Annotated in this window: 26 protein-coding genes; 19 read left to right on the forward strand and 7 right to left on the reverse strand. The window is 53.5% G+C overall.

Going from position 1 to position 22729, the window contains the following annotated elements:
* The first annotated feature begins 47 nt into the window (after positions 1–47).
* Genes ACZ2GZ_RS06365 through ACZ2GZ_RS06380 form a run of 4 tightly spaced genes read left to right on the forward strand, consistent with a single transcriptional unit; the run spans position 48 to position 2727 of the window.
* Positions 48–707: an amino acid ABC transporter permease gene (locus tag ACZ2GZ_RS06365; protein ID WP_021067679.1), complete on the forward strand. Its 660-nt coding sequence runs from the start codon at positions 48–50 to the stop codon at positions 705–707.
* Positions 704–1426: an amino acid ABC transporter ATP-binding protein gene (locus ACZ2GZ_RS06370; protein ID WP_029595286.1), complete on the forward strand. Its 723-nt coding sequence runs from the start codon at positions 704–706 to the stop codon at positions 1424–1426. Before ACZ2GZ_RS06365 ends, ACZ2GZ_RS06370 begins: the two co-directional genes overlap by 4 nt.
* A 39-nt stretch (positions 1427–1465) precedes the next feature.
* Positions 1466–2140 (forward strand): metal-dependent hydrolase, encoded by a 675-nt coding sequence (locus tag ACZ2GZ_RS06375; protein WP_021067677.1) that lies wholly within the window; start codon positions 1466–1468, stop codon positions 2138–2140.
* Positions 2140–2727 carry an HD domain-containing protein gene (locus tag ACZ2GZ_RS06380; RefSeq protein WP_029595287.1) on the forward strand — a complete coding sequence of 196 codons (588 nt, stop codon included), beginning with the start codon at positions 2140–2142 and terminating at the stop codon, positions 2725–2727. The genes ACZ2GZ_RS06375 and ACZ2GZ_RS06380 overlap by 1 nt, the downstream gene beginning before the upstream one ends.
* 32 nt (positions 2728–2759) lie before the next feature.
* On the opposite strand, the gene fadH is transcribed toward ACZ2GZ_RS06380, so the two are convergent.
* Entirely contained in the window at positions 2760–3524 is a 765-nt protein-coding gene (gene fadH / locus ACZ2GZ_RS06385; RefSeq protein ID WP_251135265.1) for a 2,4-dienoyl-CoA reductase, read from the reverse strand.
* Between the two features lie 93 nt (positions 3525–3617).
* Entirely contained in the window at positions 3618–4697 is a 1080-nt protein-coding gene (locus ACZ2GZ_RS06390; RefSeq protein ID WP_353048046.1) for an N-acetylglucosaminidase, read from the reverse strand.
* Between the two features lie 68 nt (positions 4698–4765).
* On the opposite strand from ACZ2GZ_RS06390, the gene ACZ2GZ_RS06395 reads away from it, so the two are divergent.
* Positions 4766–5755 carry an aromatic acid exporter family protein gene (locus tag ACZ2GZ_RS06395; RefSeq protein WP_021067673.1) on the forward strand — a complete coding sequence of 330 codons (990 nt, stop codon included), beginning with the start codon at positions 4766–4768 and terminating at the stop codon, positions 5753–5755.
* 179 nt (positions 5756–5934) lie between these two features.
* Entirely contained in the window at positions 5935–7065 is a 1131-nt protein-coding gene (locus tag ACZ2GZ_RS06400) for a M20/M25/M40 family metallo-hydrolase (protein WP_029595289.1), read from the forward strand.
* Positions 7066–7109: 44 nt separating this feature from the next.
* Here the strand turns inward: ACZ2GZ_RS06400 and ACZ2GZ_RS06405 are convergent, their stop codons facing one another.
* The gene (locus tag ACZ2GZ_RS06405) at positions 7110–7283 is read right to left on the reverse strand and encodes a hypothetical protein (protein ID WP_021067671.1); all 174 of its coding nucleotides are present in this window, start codon (positions 7281–7283) and stop codon (positions 7110–7112) included.
* A 75-nt stretch (positions 7284–7358) separates the two neighbouring features.
* On the opposite strand from ACZ2GZ_RS06405, the gene rnz reads away from it, so the two are divergent.
* From rnz to ACZ2GZ_RS06440, 7 genes are read left to right on the forward strand one after another with little or no spacing between them, the layout of a single operon-like run.
* Positions 7359–8264, forward strand: coding sequence for a ribonuclease Z (rnz, locus tag ACZ2GZ_RS06410; protein ID WP_131471245.1), 906 nt, complete (start codon positions 7359–7361; stop codon positions 8262–8264).
* A gap of 1 nt (position 8265) precedes the next feature.
* On the forward strand, positions 8266–9156 hold the full coding sequence (locus ACZ2GZ_RS06415; RefSeq protein WP_470295585.1) for a hypothetical protein: 891 nt from the start codon (positions 8266–8268) through the stop codon (positions 9154–9156).
* Positions 9153–9563, forward strand: a complete 411-nt coding sequence (locus tag ACZ2GZ_RS06420; protein ID WP_214756503.1) for a DUF4430 domain-containing protein — start codon at positions 9153–9155, stop codon at positions 9561–9563. The genes ACZ2GZ_RS06415 and ACZ2GZ_RS06420 overlap by 4 nt, the downstream gene beginning before the upstream one ends.
* Positions 9541–10209, forward strand: a complete 669-nt coding sequence (locus ACZ2GZ_RS06425) for a hypothetical protein (protein WP_131471244.1) — start codon at positions 9541–9543, stop codon at positions 10207–10209. The genes ACZ2GZ_RS06420 and ACZ2GZ_RS06425 overlap by 23 nt, the downstream gene beginning before the upstream one ends.
* Positions 10178–11137, forward strand: a complete 960-nt coding sequence (locus ACZ2GZ_RS06430) for an ATP-binding cassette domain-containing protein (RefSeq protein WP_214830027.1) — start codon at positions 10178–10180, stop codon at positions 11135–11137. Before ACZ2GZ_RS06425 ends, ACZ2GZ_RS06430 begins: the two co-directional genes overlap by 32 nt.
* Before the next feature lie 17 nt (positions 11138–11154).
* Positions 11155–11658 (forward strand): hypothetical protein, encoded by a 504-nt coding sequence (locus ACZ2GZ_RS06435; protein WP_242678912.1) that lies wholly within the window; start codon positions 11155–11157, stop codon positions 11656–11658.
* Between the two features lie 34 nt (positions 11659–11692).
* Positions 11693–12013, forward strand: coding sequence for a hypothetical protein (locus tag ACZ2GZ_RS06440; RefSeq protein WP_131471241.1), 321 nt, complete (start codon positions 11693–11695; stop codon positions 12011–12013).
* 67 nt (positions 12014–12080) lie between these two features.
* Here the strand turns inward: ACZ2GZ_RS06440 and ACZ2GZ_RS06445 are convergent, their stop codons facing one another.
* Positions 12081–12875: an SDR family NAD(P)-dependent oxidoreductase gene (locus ACZ2GZ_RS06445; RefSeq protein ID WP_021067663.1), complete on the reverse strand. Its 795-nt coding sequence runs from the start codon at positions 12873–12875 to the stop codon at positions 12081–12083.
* Positions 12876–13025: 150 nt separating this feature from the next.
* On the opposite strand from ACZ2GZ_RS06445, the gene ACZ2GZ_RS06450 reads away from it, so the two are divergent.
* The 3 genes from ACZ2GZ_RS06450 to ACZ2GZ_RS06460 all read left to right on the forward strand — a co-directional run bounded on the left by ACZ2GZ_RS06450 (position 13026) and on the right by ACZ2GZ_RS06460 (position 16655).
* Entirely contained in the window at positions 13026–13928 is a 903-nt protein-coding gene (locus ACZ2GZ_RS06450) for a peptidase U32 family protein (RefSeq protein WP_470295586.1), read from the forward strand.
* Positions 13929–13937: 9 nt separating this feature from the next.
* Entirely contained in the window at positions 13938–15191 is a 1254-nt protein-coding gene (locus ACZ2GZ_RS06455; RefSeq protein WP_021067661.1) for a peptidase U32 family protein, read from the forward strand.
* A gap of 81 nt (positions 15192–15272) precedes the next feature.
* The gene (locus tag ACZ2GZ_RS06460; RefSeq protein ID WP_470295587.1) at positions 15273–16655 is read left to right on the forward strand and encodes an MATE family efflux transporter; all 1383 of its coding nucleotides are present in this window, start codon (positions 15273–15275) and stop codon (positions 16653–16655) included.
* On the opposite strand, the gene ACZ2GZ_RS06465 is transcribed toward ACZ2GZ_RS06460, so the two are convergent.
* Entirely contained in the window at positions 16650–17519 is an 870-nt protein-coding gene (locus tag ACZ2GZ_RS06465) for a DMT family transporter (protein WP_029595301.1), read from the reverse strand. The two genes, ACZ2GZ_RS06460 and ACZ2GZ_RS06465, sit on opposite strands and share 6 nt — an antisense overlap.
* A 124-nt stretch (positions 17520–17643) precedes the next feature.
* Here ACZ2GZ_RS06465 and ACZ2GZ_RS06470 point away from each other — a divergent pair, with 124 nt between their 5' ends.
* Positions 17644–19770 (forward strand): DNA topoisomerase III, encoded by a 2127-nt coding sequence (locus tag ACZ2GZ_RS06470; RefSeq protein ID WP_214714686.1) that lies wholly within the window; start codon positions 17644–17646, stop codon positions 19768–19770.
* 25 nt (positions 19771–19795) lie between these two features.
* Here the strand turns inward: ACZ2GZ_RS06470 and ytzI are convergent, their stop codons facing one another.
* Entirely contained in the window at positions 19796–19963 is a 168-nt protein-coding gene (gene ytzI, locus ACZ2GZ_RS06475; RefSeq protein ID WP_021067657.1) for a YtzI protein, read from the reverse strand.
* A 161-nt stretch (positions 19964–20124) separates the two neighbouring features.
* Between ytzI and ACZ2GZ_RS06480 the strand changes: the two genes are divergently transcribed.
* A complete protein-coding gene (locus tag ACZ2GZ_RS06480; RefSeq protein WP_029595303.1) occupies positions 20125–21237 on the forward strand; it encodes a PP2C family protein-serine/threonine phosphatase in 1113 nt (370 codons plus the stop codon).
* A 37-nt stretch (positions 21238–21274) separates the two neighbouring features.
* Here ACZ2GZ_RS06480 and ACZ2GZ_RS06485 read toward each other — a convergent pair whose 3' ends face one another.
* Positions 21275–22210 (reverse strand): magnesium transporter CorA family protein, encoded by a 936-nt coding sequence (locus tag ACZ2GZ_RS06485; protein ID WP_214714688.1) that lies wholly within the window; start codon positions 22208–22210, stop codon positions 21275–21277.
* A 141-nt stretch (positions 22211–22351) separates the two neighbouring features.
* Here ACZ2GZ_RS06485 and ACZ2GZ_RS06490 point away from each other — a divergent pair, with 141 nt between their 5' ends.
* Positions 22352–22729: an Hpt domain-containing protein gene (locus tag ACZ2GZ_RS06490; protein ID WP_214714698.1), complete on the forward strand. Its 378-nt coding sequence runs from the start codon at positions 22352–22354 to the stop codon at positions 22727–22729.

Raw genomic sequence — 22729 nt, forward strand, 5'->3', positions numbered from 1 at the left:
AAGGCTGACTGAAAGCATCAGTCAGCCTTTTTTAGGAGGAACTCACAATGGATTTTAGTCGGATTTATGATTCTATCCCGTATATTCTCGAAGGGATTCCCGTCATGTTCCAAGTCGTGCTCGTCTCGGCCTTGTTCGGGATTACGCTTGGCGTCGTCGTCGCCACATTCAAAATCGTCCCAAACCGTCTCGTCAACTTCATCGGGCACGCCTATACGGCCGTGTTCCGCGGAACCCCGCTCATCTTGCAACTCGCGATCATCCACTTCGGATTGCCGCAGTTGACCGGATATATCACGACGCCATACCAATCGGCCGTCATCGCCTTCTCACTGAACTCGGCGGCGTATATCTCGGAAATCATTCGGGCCGGGATTCAAGCGGTCGATAAAGGCCAGTGGGAAGCGTCGGATGCCCTTGGCGTCCCGTACGTCAAACAACTGCGATCAATCATCTTGCCGCAGGCGTTCAAAAACATCTTGCCGGCCCTCGTCAACGAGATGATCACGCTCACGAAAGAATCGGCGCTCGTCTCGACGGTCGGTGTGCTCGACATCATGCGCCGGGCGCAAATCGTCGGTGGGCAAAAGGCGATCTACTTTGAACCGCTCCTGTTTGCCGGTGTGATATACTTTACAATAGTGATGGTGTTGACGTATCTTGGTCAACGTCTAGAAAAACGGCTTAGAAAGAGTGATGGCAGATGATACAAGTAAACGATTTATACAAACAATTTGGTGACCTCGAGGTCCTCAAAGGCATTACGACATCGATTGAGAAAGGGGAGGTCGTCGCCGTCATCGGTCCGTCCGGTTCGGGGAAATCGACGTTCCTCCGTTGCTTGAACATGCTCGAGGTGCCGACGTCTGGAACGGTCAGCGTCGCCGGCTATGAGCTCACGAAAAAAGGGGCGAACGTCTCGAAAGCACGCCAAAATATCGGGATGGTGTTTCAACAGTTCAACTTGTTCCCGCATATGAGCGTGCTCGACAATTTGATATACGCGCCGATCAACGTCTTGAAAGTGAGCAAGGCCGAGGCGATTGAACGGGCGAAAAAGCTCCTCGAACGGGTCGGATTGTCCGAGAAAATCGACGCCTATCCGAGTCAACTGTCGGGTGGACAAAAACAACGTGTCGCGATCGCCCGGGCGCTCGCCATGGAGCCGAACGTCATGTTGTTCGATGAGCCGACGTCAGCGCTCGACCCAGAGATGGTCAACGAAGTGCTCGATGTCATGAAAGGGCTCGCCGAGTCTGGGATGACGATGGTCGTCGTCACGCACGAGATGGGCTTTGCCCGTGAAGTGGCGGACCGTGTCCTCTTCCTCGACGAAGGCATCTTGATGGAGGAAGGCAAACCGGCCGACTTGCTTCTCAACCCGCAAACCGACCGCGCAAAACGCTTCTTAGAAAAAGTCTTATAACTGAAACGATCCATCTGACACCAGAAAGGGAGGATTTCTATGAAGATCACCTACTATGGCCACGCGACCGTGCAACTCGATATCGACGGGACATCCGTCTTAATCGATCCGTTCCTGACGAGCAATCCGCATACGGACGTCGACCCGGCGAGTGTCAAAGCAGACTATATCTTGCTCACCCACGCCCATTTTGACCATATCGAAGACGTCGAATTGATTGCGAAACAGACGGGCGCAACGATCGTCGCGACACACGAGCTGGCGACATATTATGAGAAGAAGGGTTTTTCGGTCCACGGCATGAACATCGGGGGCGGCCATTCGTTCGCGTTCGGCCGCGTCACGATGACGCAGGCGTTCCATAGCTCGAGTCTCGACATGGGCGACATCCCGGTTTATATGGGAATGCCGGGCGGGTTCATCATCGAGACGAACGCACTCACGGTGTACCATGCCGGGGACACGGCGCTATTTTCGGATATGAAACTGTACGGCGAACGCTTCGAGATTGACGTCGCCTTCCTCCCGATCGGGGATAACTTCACGATGGGACCGGTCGACGCACTCGATGCGGCGCACTGGCTCCAAGCGAAACGAGTCGTCCCAATCCATTTTGATACGTTCCCGCCCATCAAACAAGACGCACGGGCGTTCTGCGATCAATTGCACCAACGTGGTCTCTTGATTGAGCCGAACACGACGATTGAGATTTGATGATGCATCCAGCGGTGCTCGAGACCGAACGGTACGTGGCGAAGCTGCATGCCGGAGACCATACCGGCCATGATATGGCCCATCTCGACCGAGTGCGCCGTTTGACGACGCATCTCGCGGAAGGCGAAGCGGTCGACGGTCTCGCTTTGACGCTCGCGGCGCTCTTGCATGATGTCGAGGATGAGAAGCTTGGACGTGATAAAGGTCTCGTCGCACGTCACCTTGACACGTTACCGATCGACCCCGAACAACGGGCTCACGTCCTGACGATGATTGAAGAGTCGTCCTTTTCAAAAGGACGGTCCCCGTCGTCACGTGAGAGCGCGATGCTGCAAGACGCCGACCGGCTCGACGCGATTGGGGCAATCGGCATCGCCCGGACGTTCCAATTTGCCGGCGCACGTGGCAATAGCCTCCACGGCGAGGGTGACTCGAAAAGCGCGATCGCTCATTTCGAGGAGAAGTTGCTCCGGCTCGCGAATCAAATGCATACGGAACTGGCGAGACGAATCGCCCGGGACCGCCACGCGTTCATGGTTACTTTTTTGGACCGGTTCGAAGCGGAATGGACAGGGCAAGACATATGAAACGGCCGAGGAATCCCTCGGCCGTTTTTTGGTTAAAACGGATGTTTATTTAGCCAATGGCCACCGTCGAGGGAAATGCATTCCCCGTTCAAATAGCGCATCTCGTCCGACGCCATCCAATAGGCGAGGTCGGCAATCTCTTCCGGTGTCCCGAACCGTCCGAGCGGCACATTGCGGCGGATGCGCTCGACTTCTTTGACGTGGACGGCTAGTTTGTCGGCTCCACCTGTCCGCTCGATTGGACCCGGGCTAATCGCGTTCACACGCGCCCCGAACTGATATCCCCATTCGACGGCGAGCGTTCGCGTCAAATTGAGCACGCCGGCCTTGGCGGCCGCGCTCGGTGCGACACCGGCGCCCGCTTGCCAGGCATACGACGCGACCATGTTGATGATGGAGCCGTCACGCAGTTGCTCCCGTTCCCAATGCTTGCCGAGCACGTGGGTGCAGTTGAACGTCCCGTTCAAGACGATGTCGATGACGCTCGTCCATCCGTTCGGCGTCAAGTCGAGCGTCGGGCAGACGAAATTACCGGCCGCGTTGTTAACGAGCGCGTGCACTGGACCGAACCGTTCAATGATTTGATCGAGCGCATCGGCACACCCCTCATAGTCACGCACATCGTGTTGCACGGCTATCGCCGCTCCGGCCCCGATGGTCTCCAGTTCGCCCATCGCTTCTTGTAGCCGCTCCTCGTTGCGGCCGCTGATGGCGACGTTCCAGCCCTCGGTCTTGAATTTTAGCGCCATCGCCTTGCCCATCCCCGATGAGCCACCTGTGATCCAAATCGTTTTCATACAAATCCCCCTTTGGAATGAATGGTCGTTCAGTTTATGTATTCGCTCAGCGAAGAGGGGATTCCTGCAAAAAAAGTGACGGCCGTTGGGCCATCACTTCAACTGCTCTAAATAGGTCAATCCGAGTTCACGGTCGATGCGATACATCGTCCCGGCGACTTTCTCGCCCCAATACGGGTCCGAGGCGTAATTGACGTTGACGCCTTCTTGTTTATTGCCAGGGAACGGTCCTCGGTCATAGGCGCCCGTCACGTACTTTTCGGCGAATAAACGAGCCGCCGCATCGATGCTCGCCTCGACAGACGGGTAGGAGGCTGCATTTCCGCTCGGGTCGTTGTCAGTCGCTTGGAAGCCGAACAAGTTATTCTTTTCCCGGGCGATGGCTGACGTACCGAACCCGGACTCGTGTCCGGCGACGGCCATGAGGAACAAGGCGTTGATGCCGAACTCTGCCTCGGCATCTTTGAAGGCGTCGCCTTTACCGGTGAGCGGGCTGTCGTCGAGTGAGCCGAGGAAGGCGTCGAGCTCGCGAGCCGAATACGGTGCCTTCGACGCGATCGAGGCGAACTGGTATGGCGAATCGAACACGTCGCGCACGTCCTCCGTGTAATAGCGGTCGGACGACTGTTGCGGCGCCGGTCCGACGAGGAACGTCCCGGCCAAGTTGCCGTTCGCCTCGACGGTATGGAACACTTGTCCGTCCCGCATCTGATAGAAGCCGCGACGCTCGACGACGGCGTCCGGATAAAGCGTCATGTCGGCCGGCTTCACGTAGACGTCGGCGCCGGAAATGTTCACCAACAAATGCTTGTCGGCCGTCTGCACGAGACGGAGGCGGGTCCCGCCGGCGACATACGACTGCCGTTTCTTAAACTCGGCGTCTTGATACAAGTTCGTGATTCGGTCGGTCGGGGTGACGGCGATACCGGTACCTATGAAGTCGATGACGTCGCCTGACGCATCGAGCAGGGCCCGGTTGCCCCCACGTTCCATATAGGCCCGCGCCTCGTCGAGTGACTCAAATGATCGGGTCGAGACGTCCCCGCTGTCATAGGTCTGAACGGTATACGAGCCGCTCGGACGGTCTTGGAGCCAAAGGAAACCTAAAACGGCGAGGGCGAGCGTGAGCAGCGTGGGAATCACGCCACGTTTTTTTCTTTTCAATACGATCACTTCCAAACATATGGATTGCCAAACGGAACAAACTAGTGAACAATTTTGTGAGAGAGGAGGAGATATTTATGAAAATCGGATCACGCACGCTCAAGACTGCGGCGGCAGCCGGGATCGCCATGCTCATCTCCGAGACGATTCATCTCGATTACTACGTCTTCGCAGCCATCATCGCCATCCTCAGTATTCAGGAGACACGGAAAAAGTCGTTTCGGGCTTCCTATGAGCGGGTCATGGCCAGCCTGATTGCAATCGGCATGGGGGCATTGATGTTCACCTTGCTCGGTTATTCACCGGCGACGCTCACACTTTATTTTGTCATGTTCATCCCGCTCGTTCAACAGCTCAAACTGCAGGACGGCATGATCACGAGTGTCGTCATCTTGACCCATCTATATACGGAAGGGCAGTTCTCGCTCGATTTGTTCGTGAACGAGCTGTTATTGATCGCCATCGGCGTCGGGGTCGGACTCGTCGTCAACATGTATATGCCGACACTTGATAAAGAGATCGAGCGCATCAAAGACAATATCGACCGGGCCCTCGCCGTTCACTTTTATGATGTGGCCGCCTGTGTCGAGACGGGCGTCTATAACGACCATTCGATGATGCTCTTGAAGACGCGGGATTATTTGAAACAAGGGAAAGACCTCGCGCTCCGTCGCATGGGGAACTCGATTGGGAAGCGGAACGAGGACATGGATTACCTGTACTTCCGAATGCGGGAGCGGCAATATGACATCTTGAAGCGCATCGCCGAGAACTCACGGGAGATCACGATGGTCGTCAATGAGGCCAAACCGGTCGCGACGTTCCTTCGGCGCGTCGGCGACAACGTCAACCAACGGGCCGACGCTTCGACGTTCCTACGGGAGCTCGAAGAGACGATTGAGCATTATCGAAAAAACGTACCCCTCCCCACGTCGCGTGAGGAATTTGAGGTACGTTCATCGTTATTAAATATTTTGTCGGACGTGAAGAGCTACTTGATTTTAAAAGAGCGGTATATCCTGCTGTTACAGGAACATGGCCACCCCGGACAAAAACGTGCTCAATAAAAAGATGGATACGATGACGACGACACCGATTTGAATGATGCGTTGACGCTTTTTCTGTTTCTTACTCATGACGTTCCTCCAAATGTGTTTGTCCTCATTGTACAGAATGGAAAAGGTTCGTGCAAACGGCACGAGTTTGTTATAATAACCTAGAAATGTTTGGATGGAGGGATGTTTTCATGGTAAACGAGAAACGAGTGCTTGACACATTTTTACAACTGGTCGGGATCGACTCAGAGACGAAAGAAGAAGCAGTCATCTGTGAGCATTTAAAGGCGGTCTTCACAGAGCTCGGATGCGACGTCTATGAAGACGATGCGTCGACGAAAACGGCTCATTCAGGTAACAACTTGATTATTACGCTACCGGCGACGAAACAAGGCGTCGACCCGATCTATTTCACGGCGCATATGGATACGGTCACACCTGGTAAAGGGATCAAGACGAGTATTCAAGACGGTTACGTCGTGACGGATGGGACGACCATCCTCGGGGCGGATGATAAAACCGGATTGACGGCGATGATCGAACTCGTTCGCGTGTTGACGGAACAAGCGATTCCACACGGTCAAATCCAGTTCGTGATCACAGTCGGAGAAGAATCTGGGCTCGTCGGGGCAAAAGTGCTCGATCTTTCGAAAATTGATGCGAAGTTTGGATTCGCGCTCGATTCGGATGGCCCGGTCGGCGACATTATCGTCGCAGCACCGACTCAGGCGAAAGTGAACGCCAAAATCTATGGCAAGACGGCTCATGCCGGTGTAGCCCCGGAAAAAGGTGTATCGGCGATTCAAATCGCGGCGAAAGCAATCGCGAAGATGAAGTTAGGTCGCATCGATGATGAGACGACGGCAAACATCGGACGCTTCGAAGGCGGCCGTGCCACGAACATCGTCTGCGACTACGTCGAAGTCCTCGCCGAGGCGCGTTCATTGATTCATGAAAAAATGGAAGCACAAGCCGAAGCGATGAAACAAGCGTATCTTGACGCAGCTGAAGAACATGGCGGACGTGCGGAAGTCGACATCGACATCATGTACCCAGGCTTTAAGTTCGAAGAAGGGGACGAAGTCGTCGAAGTGGCGAAAGCAGCCGCGACAGCGATTGGCCGTCCAATTCGAATCTTGCATTCGGGCGGCGGTTCTGACGCCAACGTGATTGCCGGCGGTGGGATTCCGACCGTCAACCTTGCTGTCGGATATGAAGAAATTCATACGACGAACGAGCGTATGCCACTCGTCGAACTGTACAAGTTGGTTGAATATGTCGTTCAAATTGTCGAGCTCGTCGCGACACCTAAAACGAAATGAAAAAGAGCCGACGTGATGTCGGCTCTTCCTATGTGTTCGAGCTATTATGCGGCGAACTCCAACGATTCTAAAACGAGTTCGTCTGAACAGTGAAGTTCCATCGCTATGTCGTGAATGAGGATTGAGGTGCCTAATTCTTGTTGGTGTTTGCGATTCATTGAAGTCGCCCGTTCCCGGATCTGTTGATAGATCGAGTCGGAATGTTCAACTTTCTTCATCACGGATCACATCCTTTTTCAACGATTGCCTACAGTATAGCATGGAATGGACGACAAGAAAGGACAATATTATTTATGAAGTTACAATTTTTAGGAACTGGCTCCGGTATGCCGTCGAAACAACGGAACGTCTCGGGGTTGGCACTTACGCTTGCGAAACAGACGTGGCTTATCGATTGTGGCGAGGCGACCCAGCACCAAATGTTGCATACGAAAGTCAAGCCGCGCAAAGTCTCAGCCGTCTGGGTGACACACCTTCACGGGGATCACGTCTTCGGTCTGCCCGGGTTTCTGTCGACGCGCTCGGCGCTCGACGGATCGAGCCCGCTCACCTTGTATGGACCGAAAGGCATCAAGAAATGGCTCGAGTTGACGATGAAAGTAACCGGTTCTTATCTCGGCTATGATTTGACGATTGTCGAGTACGAGGACGGCGATACGTTCGAACAGGACGGGCACATCGTCACGGTCAGACGGCTTGAACATCGCTTTCCGTCTTATGGATTCCGCATCGAAGCGCCGGAACGACCGGGCGCATTGCTCGTCGAAAAAGTGAAGGCGCTCGGCATCCCGAGCGGACCGATTTATCGGACGATCAAGCAGTCTGACACGTTCGAGTTTGAAGGGAAAACGTACGCCTCTAAAGAATACGTCACTGACGCGGTTCCCGGACCGGTCGTGGCGATTCTAGGCGATACGGTCCCTTGTCCGAACGCAGCCATCCTCGCCACTGGCGTCGACGTGCTCGTTCATGAAGCGACGTTCATGCAAGCAGAGGCGAAACTCGCCCGTCAATACGGCCACTCGACGACAGTTGAGGCGGCAACGCTCGCAAAAACGGCGCAAGTTGGCCGTTTGATTGTCACGCATATCTCGGCCCGCTATCAAGGTCGAGACGAGGCGTTTGTGGATGAAGTGCGCACCGTGTTTCCAGACAGCCATGTAGCGACTGACTTCTTCGAGTTTACAGTGGGGGATTAACGTGACAGTACAACTATACGTATGGCTAGGCTTTTTCGTCATCAGTACGTTGCTAGGTTTACGCTTAAATCAACTGAAAGAACCGGAACCAAACTTTCTTATCAAATTTTTATTTTTCTCATTGCTCGGGATCGTTTCATTCCCGATTGGTGGCTTTCATATTCCAATCGGATTCCTGATGTCGTTCTTATTCTTCCCGAAACGCAATAGCCGCTATAAATGGTACGGGGCGCTCGTCGGATTCTTTTTCTTCATCGTCCTCTTGTTCGTCCCACTCTTTGATCAATCCGAATTCCGGGCCGAGTCACAACAGATTGGAACGGTGTCGATTCAAGACGAGACGTTTGACGAGATGACGGACAACATTCTGCGCCGAATCAACAGTGAGTCCATCAAACTCGACCGAAGCAAAATGATTTTCAGCGAGGACGGTGAACTCCGTTCGCTCGAATATTTGCTCATGGTCGAACGCGCAAATTCGTATCAACAGATTCGAATCAACTACGACGAATCGGGCGAGCTGACGTATCGTCAAGTCGATGAATTGAATAAGGACTCGGGAAGTGCGTTCTTCGAGAAACTCGTCGACTTTGAACATATGCTCGACGCGATCCGGAAACCGGCCTGGTCTGAATTCACGACACAAGTCGATGCCCCGTTCCTCCAGTTCTCATTCGATGGGCTGTACGACATGTACACGTTCGAGAATGAGTCGATGCTCATGATCAATCGGGATAATCGCCTCGTCAAGTTCTGGTTGCAACGCGAGCCGGTGCTCGCCAACAGCATTCAATTGTCGGGATTGAGCGAGCAAGGGCGGACGACGGGTGAGAAATACACGATTCTATACAACTACTCTATCCATCAACGAGAGGATTTGACTGATTTATGAAAAAATTGCTTCTGATGAGTTTACTTGTCCCGCTTTTGACCGCATGCGGAGGAGATACGACATCGACCGAGGAAGCGGCTTGTGATGTCGAGCCGACGATTTCTGTTTACAATGCGGCGACCGAAGAGACGCTGTTCAATGAGAAGAGTGTCTGCTTAGAAGAAGGGGCGACGGTACTCGATGCCCTTGAAGCGACCGAGCTTGACATTGAATCGGTCGGCGACGGAGACATGACTTATGTCACGGCCGTTGACGGGATTGAAGAGAAGTCGGCCGGACAATCCTCAGGCTGGGTTTACGCCTTCAATGGTAGCCCGGGCGATGAAGGCGCCGGAGCCAAAAAAGTCGAATCGACCGACATCATTCAATGGCGGTTCGAAGAAGATGCGATTTCTTTCTTCGAATGAGGCAGATTGGGAGCGCAGACATCCGGTCACGCTCCTTTTCTTCTTACTCGTCCATTTGTACGTGTTGACATACTTGAATGACTCGATTTGGCTCCTCCTCGGTCTGTTCGGTTTGTTACTCATGGAACGACGGTTTCCACTGGCGATGCTCGGTGTTATCCTCGCGTTCTTATTGATTTCACTTGCCCCGTTCGTTCTCGGGTGGCGGATTTCGCTCGGTGGTGTCACAAATCAATTGATTCCACTCGCGACTTTTTTGTTCGGTATGATTTGGGTCAATCGATTCATGCGCCTCGAGCGCTTATTGCCGTTCTTGAACAAATGGCCCCGTTCGACAAGGTTGCTATACGGCGGTTGGGCGCTCGTCCCGACGATGGAACGGGCGGTCCGTTTATCGTTGGCCAGTCATCCGCGACGTGACTGGCAAGAGGCCGTCGTCGTCGGTATCGACAGCCAACGCCTCGAGCCGGTATATGTGACGAATCGGATGAGACGCTTCGAACGACATGACTGGGGCCAATGCCTCGTCCTCGCTAGTTTCGGGGCGACTGCGGCTATGGTCACACCGGTTGTTTGGCTTCTGTATCCATATTTGACGAAGGGAGGGGTGCGCGATGCGTTGGTTATCCTTGGCAGACGGACATGATGAATTCGAGGAGTGGGTGAGGGAAGAACAAGCGCGAGTCGTTCGCCTCGACACTCCGCTTGCTGGGAAAGTCGCAACACTCATTTCTGGGAGTGACGCCCTGCGAGGAGCCGAACTGGCTGCCATTCTTCAAATCGATCATCTATTTCATAAGCGATTCGACGAGTGCTCAAGTGGGGAACGGCAACTCGTCCGAATCGCTCACGCCCTGGCCGATTCATCCGAGGCGATCGTCTTAATCGAGCCGTTTCGACATTTGGATCGGTTTCGGGTCGAGCATTTGACGATGTTGCTCAGCAGGTTGACCGGGCTCGGCGTTCGGATTGCATACACGGACAGGGCGCGCGAACATACCCCATCCGACCCGTTTCACGTCAATCCGACCATGAATCAGCCCCAACTTGTCGTGACGGACGTGTCCTATCGCCATCCGTTGCAGGCTTCCTATGCGGTCGAGCATGTGTCATACGAGGCGAAGCAGGCAGGACTGACCATCTGTATCGGAACGAACGGGAGCGGGAAATCGACGTTGCTCGAATTGATTGCCAAAAGCGTGCGTCCCTTGTATGGGAAGGTTAAATGGGCCGAGCGGCCGGTTTATTTACCGGCCGAGCAAGAGTACGGCCCGTTCCCGCATGCGGCGAATCGTCGCGTCGCTCAACTGCAGGCCGTCTTCGATTCCGAAGCTTCGCTGTTCTTGTTGGATGAGCCAAGCGTGGGCTTGACCGAGCAAGAGCGCTCTCAGTTTGAACGAGCGTTAACCGAGAAAGCCATGACAGCACATGTTTTGTGTGCGACGCATGATGAGCAACTGATTCAGGCGGCAGACCGCATCCTTTGCCTGTCGAACGGTACGATTGTTTTCGATGGCGATTTAGCCGAGTATAGGAAACGGAGTGCGCTATGGTCACATACGTCCTCATCCTAATCATTGCGGCGGGGATCATGTCAAGATTTGAGCGGACGGACATCCCGATTGCCGTTCTGACACAGATTCTCGCGCTTGCCGTCATCGGGCGCTGGTTATTCGTGGCCATCCCGAACGTGCAACCGTCGACGGCGTTGCTCATGTTGACGGCCTTGTATTTCGGGTTCACGAGCGCCGCGATGCTGGCGTTGTTCGTCCCGATTTTATCGGGACTGTTGCTCGGACTCGGTCCGTTCGTCTTGTTTCAATTTTTAGGATGGCTTCTCGTCGTACTCGTCGTCATTTTACTTAAACCACTGCTTCGTCACTCGCGGTGGCTCCTAGCTTTCGTAGGTCTGGGGGCCGGTTTTCTCTTCGGCTGGACGGCCAATCTTTCGTTCGCGGAGGTCATCGGGGCCGACTTCGTCAAACTGCTCGTGCTCAGTCTACCGTTCGATGTGGCCCACGGCATCGGGAACGCCGTCTTCCTCGTCTTGTTGCATGACTTGTTCGTTCGCATATTTGTGCGGGAAGACGGGTAACAAGTAGGTATCACACGAGTGAGGTGACACGTGCATGAGCGGATACGTCAATCTGGTTGAAATCGGTTGGTTTCTTTTCATCGGACTGTTGTTTATGGGGCTCAATCTGTTTTTGATGTCACGTCGGCTGCTACGGACGCGCTACGGGATGCTCAGTATCCTCGGGGCCAGCGTTTGGCCGGCACTCATGATCGTCTTGACCGTCCAAGGTGGAAGCGTCCTCGGCGGGCTGACGGAACGGGCGCTCACCCTCGAAAGCACCTTGGCTTGGTCGGTCGTCGTGGCGACGACACTGATGGTGTGTATTCCAGGCATAACACTCATCCGGCGCATGATTCAGTTGGCGCGGTCATAATCAAATCACATAAAGCAGGAGGAAGTCCCCCGGGGGACCTCCTCCTTTTTTAACGTGCATACATGGGTTAAATCGTCGAGACGTCTTCCGATCCAGCATCTGATGGTTTTTGGAAGCGGCGCAAAATCTCAAGGCTGACTGCGCGTGGCATGAGCTTGGCCGCGGCGACAAGCAGTTGGTTCGACACACCCGGCACGATGACGCGTTTGTTGGTCATGACGCCTTTATAGCCGAAGAAAGCGACGAGATGAGACGGCATTTTTGACACCATCATCTCGCTGCCGGCCCGATTGAAGAATCCGGTATCGGTTGGACCTGGACAGAGGACACTCACGTGCACGCCTGTTCCTTTCACTTCGGCATGGAGCGCCTCGGTGAGCGATAACACGTAGGCCTTCGTCGCGTAGTAGACCGCCATATACGGACCAGGTTGGAAGGCGGCGACCGATGCGACGTTCAACACATAGCCATGATTCCGTTCCACCATGCCCGGCAAATAAGCTTTCGTCAATTCGGTCAAGGCGTTGACGTTCAAACGGACCTCTTCGGCCTCGGTCTCGGCATCGAGCTCGATAAACTCGCCGGCCGTTCCGAAACCGGCATTGTTGATTAAAAAGTCGACCGTCAGTCCGGCATCGGCGATTGCACTCGTCAATCGTTTTACGGCTTGGTGTTCAGACAAATCGAGGGCGAAGACGTGTACGCTGACACGGTAACGTTTCTCCAGTACTTTTTTTAATTCGTGCAACCGAGGCTCGTTGCGAGACACGAGGATACAATCAAATCCATCCCGGGCCGCTAACACGGCAAGATCGAGTCCGATTCCTGTCGAGGCTCCAGTAATTAAGGCTGTTTTTGTCAAAATCGTCCACTCCTTCGATATAAAAAGTCATACATTGTTACTGATTTCTTCACGAGTTGTTAAATTCCTGCTCGGCCGCGACGTCAAAACGTATGCTAGAGTATAGCAAGAATATGTGATTAGACTCACAAAGTGAGGAGAAGAAACCAGATGATGATACAGCTAGTGACTACAGCACAGGGCGTCGAGCAAGCAGAAGCGCTGATTATGGCGGGCTCTGACCGCATCTATATCGGAGAAGCAACATACGGGTTACGCCAGAAGGGAGACTGGTCGTTGGAGGCTGTGCGAGAAGTCACAGCGATTGCCCACCGTTATGGCAAAGAAGTGACCGTCGCCGTCAATAATTTGATGCACAATCATCAGATTGAGACGCTGCCTGACTATTTATCGGCTTTAAAAACAATCGGGGTTGACAGTGTGACGGCCGGTGACCCGGGCGCCATCCGCTTAATCCGTAATGCAAATATCCCCTATTGGTATGATGCTCAAACGCTCGTCACGTCGGCACGACACATTCAATTTTGGGGCAAACGCGATGCAATCGGGGCAATCGCGGCCCGTGAAGTGACGTTGACTGAACTCGGGCTGATTCAACAGCAAATCGGATTGCCGGTCGAAGTCCAAGTGTACGGACCGACGTGTATCCATCATTCGAAACGTCCGCTCTTGACGAACTACTTCAATGAGATTGGCCGATCGAACACGTTGGCAGAAGCACGCGAATACTATGTGAGCGAACCATCGGATGCGGACAGCCGCTATCCGGTGTATGAAGACGAAAACGGGACGCATGTGTTCTCTGAGGATTTGACGCTTATGGGACAACTGCCCACTTTAATAACAGGCGGCCTACACACGTGGAAGCTCGAGGGTTGGCACGCGGGTGATGCATTCGTTGATATCGTCCGCTTGTTCGATAAGGCCCGCTCAGATTTATTGAACGGTCGATTCGACCGTCTCGTCATGGAACGGCGTCTCGCCGAACTGCAGCCGGAACAATTCCGGCTCGGGACGGGACTATTGTTACGAAATCCAGAAGAGATCAAGTGAGGGATTGAGATGAAAAAACGTCCAGAATTATTAGCACCGGCCGGCAACTTAGAAAAATTGAAGATGGCGATTTTGTATGGGGCCGATGCGGTCTTTATCGGGGGACAACAGTTCGGACTCCGCTCTCGGGCCGGCAATTTTGGGTATGACGAGATGGCCGAAGGCGTCGCGTTCGCCCATGCGCGCGGGGCAAAAGTGTATGTCGCCGCGAATATGGTGACCCATGAAGGCGATATCGATGGCGCGGGCGAGTTCTTTTGCAAGCTTCGCGATATCGGCATTGATGCCGTCATCGTGTCCGACCCGGCCATGATTGAGGTATGCCTCACGGATGCGCCGGGACTTCCGGTCCATTTGTCGACGCAGGCGTCAGCGACGAACTATGAGACGCTCCGCTTTTGGCAAGAGGAAGGATTGGAGCGAATCGTTCTCGCCCGCGAAGTATCGATGGAAGAAATCAAAGAGATGAAACGGCAAGTCGATGTCGAAATCGAGACGTTCGTCCATGGGGCGATGTGCATCTCGTACTCGGGACGTTGCACCTTATCGAACCATATGGCGCTCCGCGATGCGAACCGGGGTGGCTGTGCCCAGTCGTGCCGTTGGAAGTACGGATTCTTTGAGGCGGACGAACTGTTGACTGACGAGATGGCAGCACGCGACGAGGAACCGTTCTCGATGAGCTCGGTCGACTTGGCGATGGTACGTCACATTCCGGACTTGGTCGACGCTGGCGTCGACAGCTTGAAAATTGAGGGACGGATGAAATCGATTCACTATGTGGCGACCGTTTGTAACGTCTATCGTCAAGTCATCGACGCGTACTGTAATGACCCCGAGGGCTTCGAGTTTAATCCGGCGTGGGAAGAAGAAATCTGGAAAGCGGCACAACGAGAACTCGCGACCGGATTCTATTACGGCGTCCCGACCGAGAACGAGCAACTATTCGGTAAGCCGCGCGCCATCCCGCAATATGCATTCGCGGCACGCGTCATCGCGTATGAACCGACGACAAAAATAGCGACACTCGAGCAACGAAACCATTTTCGGCGCGGGGAAGAAGTCGAGTTCTTCGGTCCCGGCTTCGTCCGTTTCTCGCAGCGCATCGATGAGCTGTACGATGAGTCGGGAGAAAGCCTCGAGACGGCGAACCAGGCGATGATGACGGTACGTGTCAAGGTCGAGCAACCGGTCGCGACCGATTTCATCATGCGCAAGCGAAAAGCCGGCGTCGTGAACACACCTGTGCCGAGCCCGGTCTGACACATCCGGCAAGACAACATAGTCGACCGTTCCATCCAATCTTGCTAACCTGTTAACATAGACGACAAAGGGGATGGAAGCATGAATCAGAATACGGAGCAGCTCCGGACCGATCCAATCGGACGCCTGCTGTTCAAACTGTCGCTACCGGCAATGATCGGGATGCTGGTGACGGCACTGTACAATATCATTGATACAATCTTCGTCGCCCGTGGCATCGGGTCGACTGCCGTGGCTGCCATCGGGATCGCCTTTCCGATTCAAATGATTCTTATGGCCGTCTCGAGCGCTGTCGGGTTGAGCGGGGCATCCATCAGTTCAAGGAAACTCGGCAAAGGCGACGATGCCGGTGCCGCCGTCACGTTTTTGAACGTGCTCGTCCTCGTCGGTGTGTTCGCCGCTTTTGCGGTCAGTTCCGCCTTTTTCATGTTGGATGACATCTTGAAAGTGTTCGGAGCGACGTCGGCCATCATGGAACTGAGCCGACAATACTTATCGGTCGTGCTCATTAGCTCTCCGTTCTTCATGTTCACACTCGCGGCGAGCGCGATGGTACGGGCTGAAGGACAGGCGCCTTATCAGATGAAAGTGATGCTCACGACCGTTGTCGTCAACTTGGTGACGACGCCGCTATTCATCTTCACGTTCGGCTGGGGCATTTACGGGGCCGCTTGGTCGACGGCACTCGCTCAAGTCGTCGGGTCTGTGCTCATGCTCCGTTTCTTCTTCTCAAAAAATCGCCGCACCGAGCTCGATTTCCAATGGCGGAAGTTTCGATTACGGTTCGGCGAATTGAAGGAGATTATGGCGATCGGCTCATCTTCGTTCATCATGATGGTCTCCCAGTCGATTTTATTCGTCGGGGTCAACGTCATGCTCGGAACGTACGGCGGGACCGAGGAACTTGCCATCTTTGCGATTATCAATAAATTCATGGCGCTCGTCGGGATGCCGATTATGGGTATCGTCCAAGGCATGCAGCCGATTGTCGGTTACAATTTCGGCGCCAAACAATTCGACCGGATGAGGGAAACGATTTGGACGGCAATGCGGGCTGGAATTGCCATCGCCGTCATCATCTGGTTGACGCTCCAGTTGATTCCGGAACAACTGATTCGCATGTTCACGACCGACGCCAACTTGATTGCCGGCGGTGTGACGGCGATTCATGTGTTGTTCGCCGTCTCGTTCCTCCCGAGTGTGCAAATGCTCGTCAACGGCATCTACCAATCACTCGGGAAGGCTCGGGTCGCGATGTTCTTGTCGCTGTCGCGGCAGACGCTCTATACGATTCCACTCGTCTTCATCCTGCCGAACTTCTTCGGCGTATTCGGTGTCTGGCTCGCGTTCCCAATCGCTGATGCGATGACCTTCCTGACAGCGGTCGGGATGGCTGTTTGGGATCGCAAGCTCTTATTCCGCCCGTCAGAAGACGAAATCGAAGCGAAAGCAACCAATTTATGAAGCGACGTCCGTTCTTGTGGAGCGGGCGTCTTCTTTTAGGAACAAGTAAATTCCGCCGAGCAGGACGGCCGCACCGACCCATTGCATCACGCCGAGACGCTCGTCGAAGAAGACGAACCCGAAAAGCATGCCCCACAATGCCTCGCCAAGGATGGTGATGCTGACAACGGTCGCACTGACACGGGCGAGCGCATAGTTGAACAAGTTATGTCCTAAAATCGTCGGGAAGAAGGCGAGGGCGAGGAAATACCACCAGTTGACTGATTCGAACGCGGTGAACGTCGTCCCCCGGACGAGAAGCATGAAACAGAGGACGACCGCTGCGACGAGATAGACGCTGAACGAGTATGTATTCGTGTTCATCTCGGTCCGGACGTGTTGGCCGACGAGCCAATAGCCGGCGATGAGCAGAGCGGCGATTAAAGCGAGCAAGTCCCCGAACAGCGCTTCACGTCCGAGTTGAATGTCGCCTGCCGCGACAAGCATACCTCCGAAGACAGCGATGAGCGCGAAGGCTAACCCTTTCCGGGTCGGATTCTTTTTAAAAATCAAGGCGTTCCCGATTAAGACAAAAATCGGGCTCGAAGTGACGAACAGCGTCGAGCTGGCGACGGTTGTATAATCGAGCGATAAAAACCAGAGCCAAAAATGGAACGCGAGCAACGTCCCGCTGAGGAGCAAGGCATATCGAGTCATGAGTCGTGTCCCGAGGAGCGACTTGAAATCGACGAAGGGCAACAACATCAGGCACGTGATCAGCATACGGTAAAACGCGGCCGTCTCGGCCGGTGCGGACGTCCATTTGACGAACAAGACGCTCGTCGATAAGAAGAAGACGGCGGCGAATAAGATAAGATAAGACAAGAGACATCCCCCTTTATGTTTTACATACTCTTCTAATGATATTATAGAATAGATAAGAAAATACATTCTTTCTCGAAAGTGTCTTTCCGACGAGATTTCGGATGACTGTGAAAGTAGGGATCCTATGAGATTAATTATTGCGGAGAAACCGTCGCAGGCCCAAAAACTGGCTGCGCCGTATCCATCAAAAAAGAAAAAAGACGAGATTGAGATCGCTTCATGTGACCGGTTCCCAGAAGGCGCCATCGTCGTCTGGGCGGTCGGTCACTTATGCGAGCTGCAAGAACCGTCCCATTATAAGCCGGAATGGAAGTCGTGGAAATATGAGTCGCTCCCAATCGTGCCGGACCGATTCGACTATCGCATCTCGAAAGGCAAGTCGAAACCGTTCCAGACGATTAAGAAATGGCTGCACGACCGGTCCATCACCGACGTCATCATCGCATCCGATGCCGAGCGGGAAGGAGAAGCCATCGTCCGTCTCATTTTACGGCTCGCCGGCAATCAAAAACCTTTGTCGCGCCTATGGATCTCGAGTTTGACCGAGCAGGCGGTCGACCGTGGATTCGCCGCACTGCTACCAGGCGACCAGACGGTCCCGTACTATCACGAAGCAATGAGTCGCGCCTGTGCCGACTGGCTCGTCGGCATGAACGCATCAAGAGCGTATACAACGCTGTTGAAGACGATCGGCGTCGAGGACGTGTTTTCACTAGGCCGTGTCCAGACTCCGACGCTCGCTTTGATTGTCAATCGCGAACGTGAGATTAAACAGTTCGTCCCAGAGCCGTATTTTGAGGTCGAGGCGACGCTTCAAAAAGGACGCGGCACGTTCAAAGCGAAATACACGCTCGGTAAGACGACGAAACTAAAGACTCGCGAACAAGCCGACGCGGTCGTCAGCCGAGCGACCGGAACAGCGGTCGTTCAATCGATCGATAAGGAAGAGAAGACGGAACACCCACCATTCTGGTTCAGTTTATCGGGTTTGCAGGCCGAAGCCGGCAAGCGGTTCGGCTTCGGGGCGAAGAAGACGCTCGACATCGCTCAAAAGCTATATACGAAAGGATGGATCAGTTATCCGCGAACTGACTCAAGTTTCGTCACACCGGACGAGGCGACGTTGTTCCCACAGACGAAAGCAAGGCTATTGAAGTCGGCGGCCTATGCCGAGTTGAAAGACGTGTTGACCGAGAACCCGTCCCGGAACAGCCGCTACGTCAACGCGAAAAAGGTCAGTGATCACTATGCGATCATCCCGACCGAGGCGTGTGGCGATGTGGCCCGACTTAGCGGGGATGAGGCGAAACTATATGATTTAATCAATCGACGTTTTCTCGCTGCTTTCGCTCCACCGGCCAAGCTTGAGAAAACGACGGTCGACCTTATGGACGGCGACGACCTGTACCGGGCAAAAGGGACGGTCGTCGTCAGTGCCGGCTATCGTCAAGTCGTCGAGATGAAGTCCAAAGACGTCGAACTCCCGGCGCTCACACTCGGGGAGCCGTTGACGGAAAAGAAAGTCGAAGTATTATCGAAACAAACGGAGCCACCGAAACGGTATACAGAAGGCGCGCTCATCATGGCGATGAAGGTGGCCGGTAAGCAGCTCGATGATGAAGAACTGATTCACATCATGAAAGAAGTCGAAGGGCTTGGAACCGAGGCGACACGAGCCAATATTATCGACGGACTGAAGAAGCGGGGTTATGTCGACCTGCAAAAGAAAGAGCTCGTCCCGACCGATAAAGGACGCTTGTTGATTGACGTGCTCGGTGACAGTATCCTTGCTTCACCGGCCATGACGGCCAAATGGGAGAAACGTCTCAACGAAATCGGGCAGGCATCGGCTTCGGCCGCCGAATTTATCGACCAGGCGAAAAAGATGTCGATTCATCTCGTCGAAGAGGCGAAAGCGCGAGTCGAGACGGCGAACCCGGAAGGCTATACGATTGAAGCACGACGTTTCGGGAAGAAGTCGGCGGCGCGGCCGAAAGCATCGTTCGGCGTCTGCCCGAGCTGTGGCAAAGGACTCGTCGAGCATGCGAAATTCATCGGTTGTAGCGGCTATCGCGAAGGTTGCAAGTTTACGATGTCGAAACAAGTACTCGGCGTCGGAATTGCCAAAGATGAACTGAAACAGATGATTAACGGCGGGCAATCGAACGTGCACACGTTCAAAAAAGGGGACAAGACGTTCGATGCCGCGCTCTATCTTGAAAAAGGGGCACTTCGATTCGAATTTAAATAAAAAATAGAGCCATCCGCCGATGGCTCTATTTTTTCTGCTGTTCTTCTTCAGTGATGCGGCGATTGATTTCATCGTAATCGAGCACGATGTCGTCTTTGTTGTCTTTATAGGCATATCCTTTTTGAATGACGACGATTGACGCGATTAAGACGAGCAAAATAATCAAACCGCTCACAGCGAATATCCATCCCATGCGGCATTCCTCGCTTTCGTACTTCCAGTATGCCAAAAACGAACGAGATTCTCCATCTTTGAACCACTTCGAACTGTCACAGCATTGAAATACCTAATGAAGCGATTAGATATGATACAATAATATGCAGAAGAACACTGACAGAGAAAGTAGGGATGACTATGGCGATTTTGATTGTGGACGACGAACCGGTCAATACAATGGTTCTCGAACAATTATTGCATCAACATGATTATGAGACGATTTCAGTCTCGAGTGGTGAAGATGCGCTCGCGCTCCTGATGGACCCGCAAGCCCCGTCGCTATACGACCTTGTCCTGCTTGATGTCGAGATGCCAGGAATCTCTGGAATCGAGACGTGCAAACGGATTCGACAGATGAGCGGCTATGAGGAACTTCCTGTGATTATGGTCTCGGGTCGCACCGAGGAAAAGCAAATCGCGGAAGGTCTCGATGCTGAAGCGTCCGACTATACGACGAAACCGATTAAAATCACGGAACTGCTCGCGCGCATCCGCTCCGCACTCCGTTACAAAGCGGCCGTCGATGAACGCAAAAAATATGAGGCGCGGCTCCAATATGACCTCGATCTCGCGCAAAAGATTCAACAGAGCGCGTTGACCCCGCCCATCAGCAACGATGAGATTGACGTCCGGGCCCTCTACTTGCCGTCCAAAAAACTGGCCGGGGATATGTATGCCTGGTTCCAGGTCGCACCGGATCGCTATGGGGTCATCATCTTCGACGTGATGGGGCATGGTGTCTCGTCGGCGTTGATTACGATGGGGATTCGGTCGATTTTGCCCGGTCTCGTCAGCAACGTCCAATACCCGGTCGATGTGATGAGTGAATTGAACCGTCAGATGACGTTCTTGTTCTCGGGAGAGGACATGCAGAGCTATTTCACGGCCGTCTATTGTTATATCGACACGACGAAACGCCAAATCGAGTACGTCAACGCCGGTCATCCGCCGGTCATCGTGACGTCGGACTCGGGTGTGGCCCGTCTCGAGACGACTGGTGTCCCGGTCGGCATGTTCGAGGAACCGAATTATGAATCGAACGTCATCGACATCGAACCGGGGATGACGATGCATATGTATACAGATGGATTGATGGAATGTTACAGCAAAGACATCGACGACGGCATCCGCTGGCTCGAGAAGGACGTCGCATCCTACGGGCTCGATTATGCGCGTCACGTTGCCGAACAGCTCGTCCCTAAAATCGAGATTGACGACGATTTGTGCCTCGTCACGGTCAAACTGATGTAAAAAGATGGTGTTGCCATAACGGCGACACCATCTTTTTTTAGAAATATCGTTTGCGCCATAAAATGTAAAACGCGAGGCTTGAGAAACCGACCATCATCGTGATCGCAAATACGAAGCCAATCGGTTGACCTTCCCAAGGGACTTGGACGTTCATCCCGAATATTCCAGAGATCATCGTCGGAATACTAAGTACGATTGTGATCGAGGCCAAGAACTTCATGACGAAGTTGACGTTGTTCGAGATGATCGAACCGAAGGCGTCCATCTTGATGCTGATGATGTCATTGTAAATCGATGCCATCTCCATCGCCTGGCGGTGCTCGACGAACACGTCTTCGAGCAGTTCCTCGTCTTCCTCGTGCTTCTCGAGACTCGGTGTCTTGACGATGCGGTCGAGGACGCTATCGTTCGCTTTGAGCGACGTCATGAAGTAGACGAGCGACTTCTGTAAGTTCATCAATTGAAAGATTTCCTGATTTCGCATCGAACGCTGCAACTCTTGCTCGAGCTCGTCCATGCGCCGATCGATTTGGCGAAGGAAGCGCAAGTACGTCATGCTGACTCGGTGCAAAATCTGGAAGACGAACCGGCTCCGATAGTTCGTCCGGAACAAGCGAGCTTTGCCGTTGGCGAACAAATTGAGCACGTCGAGGTCACGCGAACAGACGGTGATGAAGTGTCGTCCCGTGACGATGATCCCGAGTGGAATCGTATTATAAGCGCGTCCCGTGTCGTCTTCTTCGACGTATGGGACGTCAATGATCATGAGGAGCCCCTCATCATCTTTTTCAAAACGTGGTTTCTCTTCAATATCAAGCGGGTCATAGACGAAATCTTCAGGAATGCCGGAGGCGGCGATGACTTGATCGGCCTCATCTTTCGTCGGGTTGACGAGTTGAATCCAGCTCCCTTTATCGAAGTCTTCGATTTCGTCGACACGCCCAGATGCGTCGGTACGGTAAATCGTTAGCATAATGTTCCTCCTACCTTAGCTCAACCTAATTATAGGTAGGCGAATGAGAGAGTGCAATCGGAAAAAGAGGAGTTTTTTTGTTTTTTCTCGAAAACATGCTACAGTGGGTAGGAATGTTAGTAGGATTGAGGTAAAGGAGGGATGGAGTTGTCACAAACGCCCCATAACGCTCTGTTTAACGAAGAAAAGTTGGCGGAGCTCCATCAAATCGCTAGCGGAAATAAAGATTTCTTAAAAAAGATTGCCGAGACATATAGCCGCCAATTTGAGGCGAAATTCCCGGAATTGAGACGCGTGGTGCTAGAACGCGATCATGAACAGATCGAACAGCTCGCCCACTTGTTGAAAGGGGCCTCTTATTCTGTCGGACTCGACGAGACGGCCGCGCGGTTCCATCGGCTCGAAATGGCCGGTGAGACGAACGCGATTGAGAACCTCGAACCGATTCTCGACGAGATCGAAGCCGATATGCGTCGCTTCGACCAGGAATGGGATGCACATTTGAACGAATTATCATAA

This window comes from Exiguobacterium sp. KKT215 (assembly GCF_055635335.1).

What these genes read in the sequence shown, in the direction of transcription:
- ACZ2GZ_RS06365 (WP_021067679.1), top strand. Translation starts at nt 48, where the DNA reads ATGGATTTTAGTCGGATTTATGATTCTATCCCGTATATTCTCGAAGGG.
- ACZ2GZ_RS06370 (WP_029595286.1), top strand. Translation starts at nt 704, where the DNA reads ATGATACAAGTAAACGATTTATACAAACAATTTGGTGACCTCGAGGTC.
- ACZ2GZ_RS06375 (WP_021067677.1), top strand. Translation starts at nt 1,466, where the DNA reads ATGAAGATCACCTACTATGGCCACGCGACCGTGCAACTCGATATCGAC.
- ACZ2GZ_RS06380 (WP_029595287.1), top strand. Translation starts at nt 2,140, where the DNA reads ATGATGCATCCAGCGGTGCTCGAGACCGAACGGTACGTGGCGAAGCTG.
- fadH (WP_251135265.1), bottom strand. Translation starts at nt 3,524, where the DNA reads ATGAAAACGATTTGGATCACAGGTGGCTCATCGGGGATGGGCAAGGCG.
- ACZ2GZ_RS06395 (WP_021067673.1), top strand. Translation starts at nt 4,766, where the DNA reads ATGAAAATCGGATCACGCACGCTCAAGACTGCGGCGGCAGCCGGGATC.
- ACZ2GZ_RS06400 (WP_029595289.1), top strand. Translation starts at nt 5,935, where the DNA reads ATGGTAAACGAGAAACGAGTGCTTGACACATTTTTACAACTGGTCGGG.
- ACZ2GZ_RS06405 (WP_021067671.1), bottom strand. Translation starts at nt 7,283, where the DNA reads ATGAAGAAAGTTGAACATTCCGACTCGATCTATCAACAGATCCGGGAA.
- rnz (WP_131471245.1), top strand. Translation starts at nt 7,359, where the DNA reads ATGAAGTTACAATTTTTAGGAACTGGCTCCGGTATGCCGTCGAAACAA.
- ACZ2GZ_RS06420 (WP_214756503.1), top strand. Translation starts at nt 9,153, where the DNA reads ATGAAAAAATTGCTTCTGATGAGTTTACTTGTCCCGCTTTTGACCGCA.
- ACZ2GZ_RS06425 (WP_131471244.1), top strand. Translation starts at nt 9,541, where the DNA reads ATGCGATTTCTTTCTTCGAATGAGGCAGATTGGGAGCGCAGACATCCG.
- ACZ2GZ_RS06430 (WP_214830027.1), top strand. Translation starts at nt 10,178, where the DNA reads ATGCGTTGGTTATCCTTGGCAGACGGACATGATGAATTCGAGGAGTGG.
- ACZ2GZ_RS06435 (WP_242678912.1), top strand. Translation starts at nt 11,155, where the DNA reads ATGTCAAGATTTGAGCGGACGGACATCCCGATTGCCGTTCTGACACAG.
- ACZ2GZ_RS06440 (WP_131471241.1), top strand. Translation starts at nt 11,693, where the DNA reads ATGAGCGGATACGTCAATCTGGTTGAAATCGGTTGGTTTCTTTTCATC.
- ACZ2GZ_RS06450 (WP_470295586.1), top strand. Translation starts at nt 13,026, where the DNA reads ATGATGATACAGCTAGTGACTACAGCACAGGGCGTCGAGCAAGCAGAA.
- ACZ2GZ_RS06455 (WP_021067661.1), top strand. Translation starts at nt 13,938, where the DNA reads ATGAAAAAACGTCCAGAATTATTAGCACCGGCCGGCAACTTAGAAAAA.
- ACZ2GZ_RS06460 (WP_470295587.1), top strand. Translation starts at nt 15,273, where the DNA reads ATGAATCAGAATACGGAGCAGCTCCGGACCGATCCAATCGGACGCCTG.
- ACZ2GZ_RS06470 (WP_214714686.1), top strand. Translation starts at nt 17,644, where the DNA reads ATGAGATTAATTATTGCGGAGAAACCGTCGCAGGCCCAAAAACTGGCT.
- ytzI (WP_021067657.1), bottom strand. Translation starts at nt 19,963, where the DNA reads ATGGGATGGATATTCGCTGTGAGCGGTTTGATTATTTTGCTCGTCTTA.
- ACZ2GZ_RS06480 (WP_029595303.1), top strand. Translation starts at nt 20,125, where the DNA reads ATGGCGATTTTGATTGTGGACGACGAACCGGTCAATACAATGGTTCTC.
- ACZ2GZ_RS06485 (WP_214714688.1), bottom strand. Translation starts at nt 22,210, where the DNA reads ATGCTAACGATTTACCGTACCGACGCATCTGGGCGTGTCGACGAAATC.
- ACZ2GZ_RS06490 (WP_214714698.1), top strand. Translation starts at nt 22,352, where the DNA reads ATGGAGTTGTCACAAACGCCCCATAACGCTCTGTTTAACGAAGAAAAG.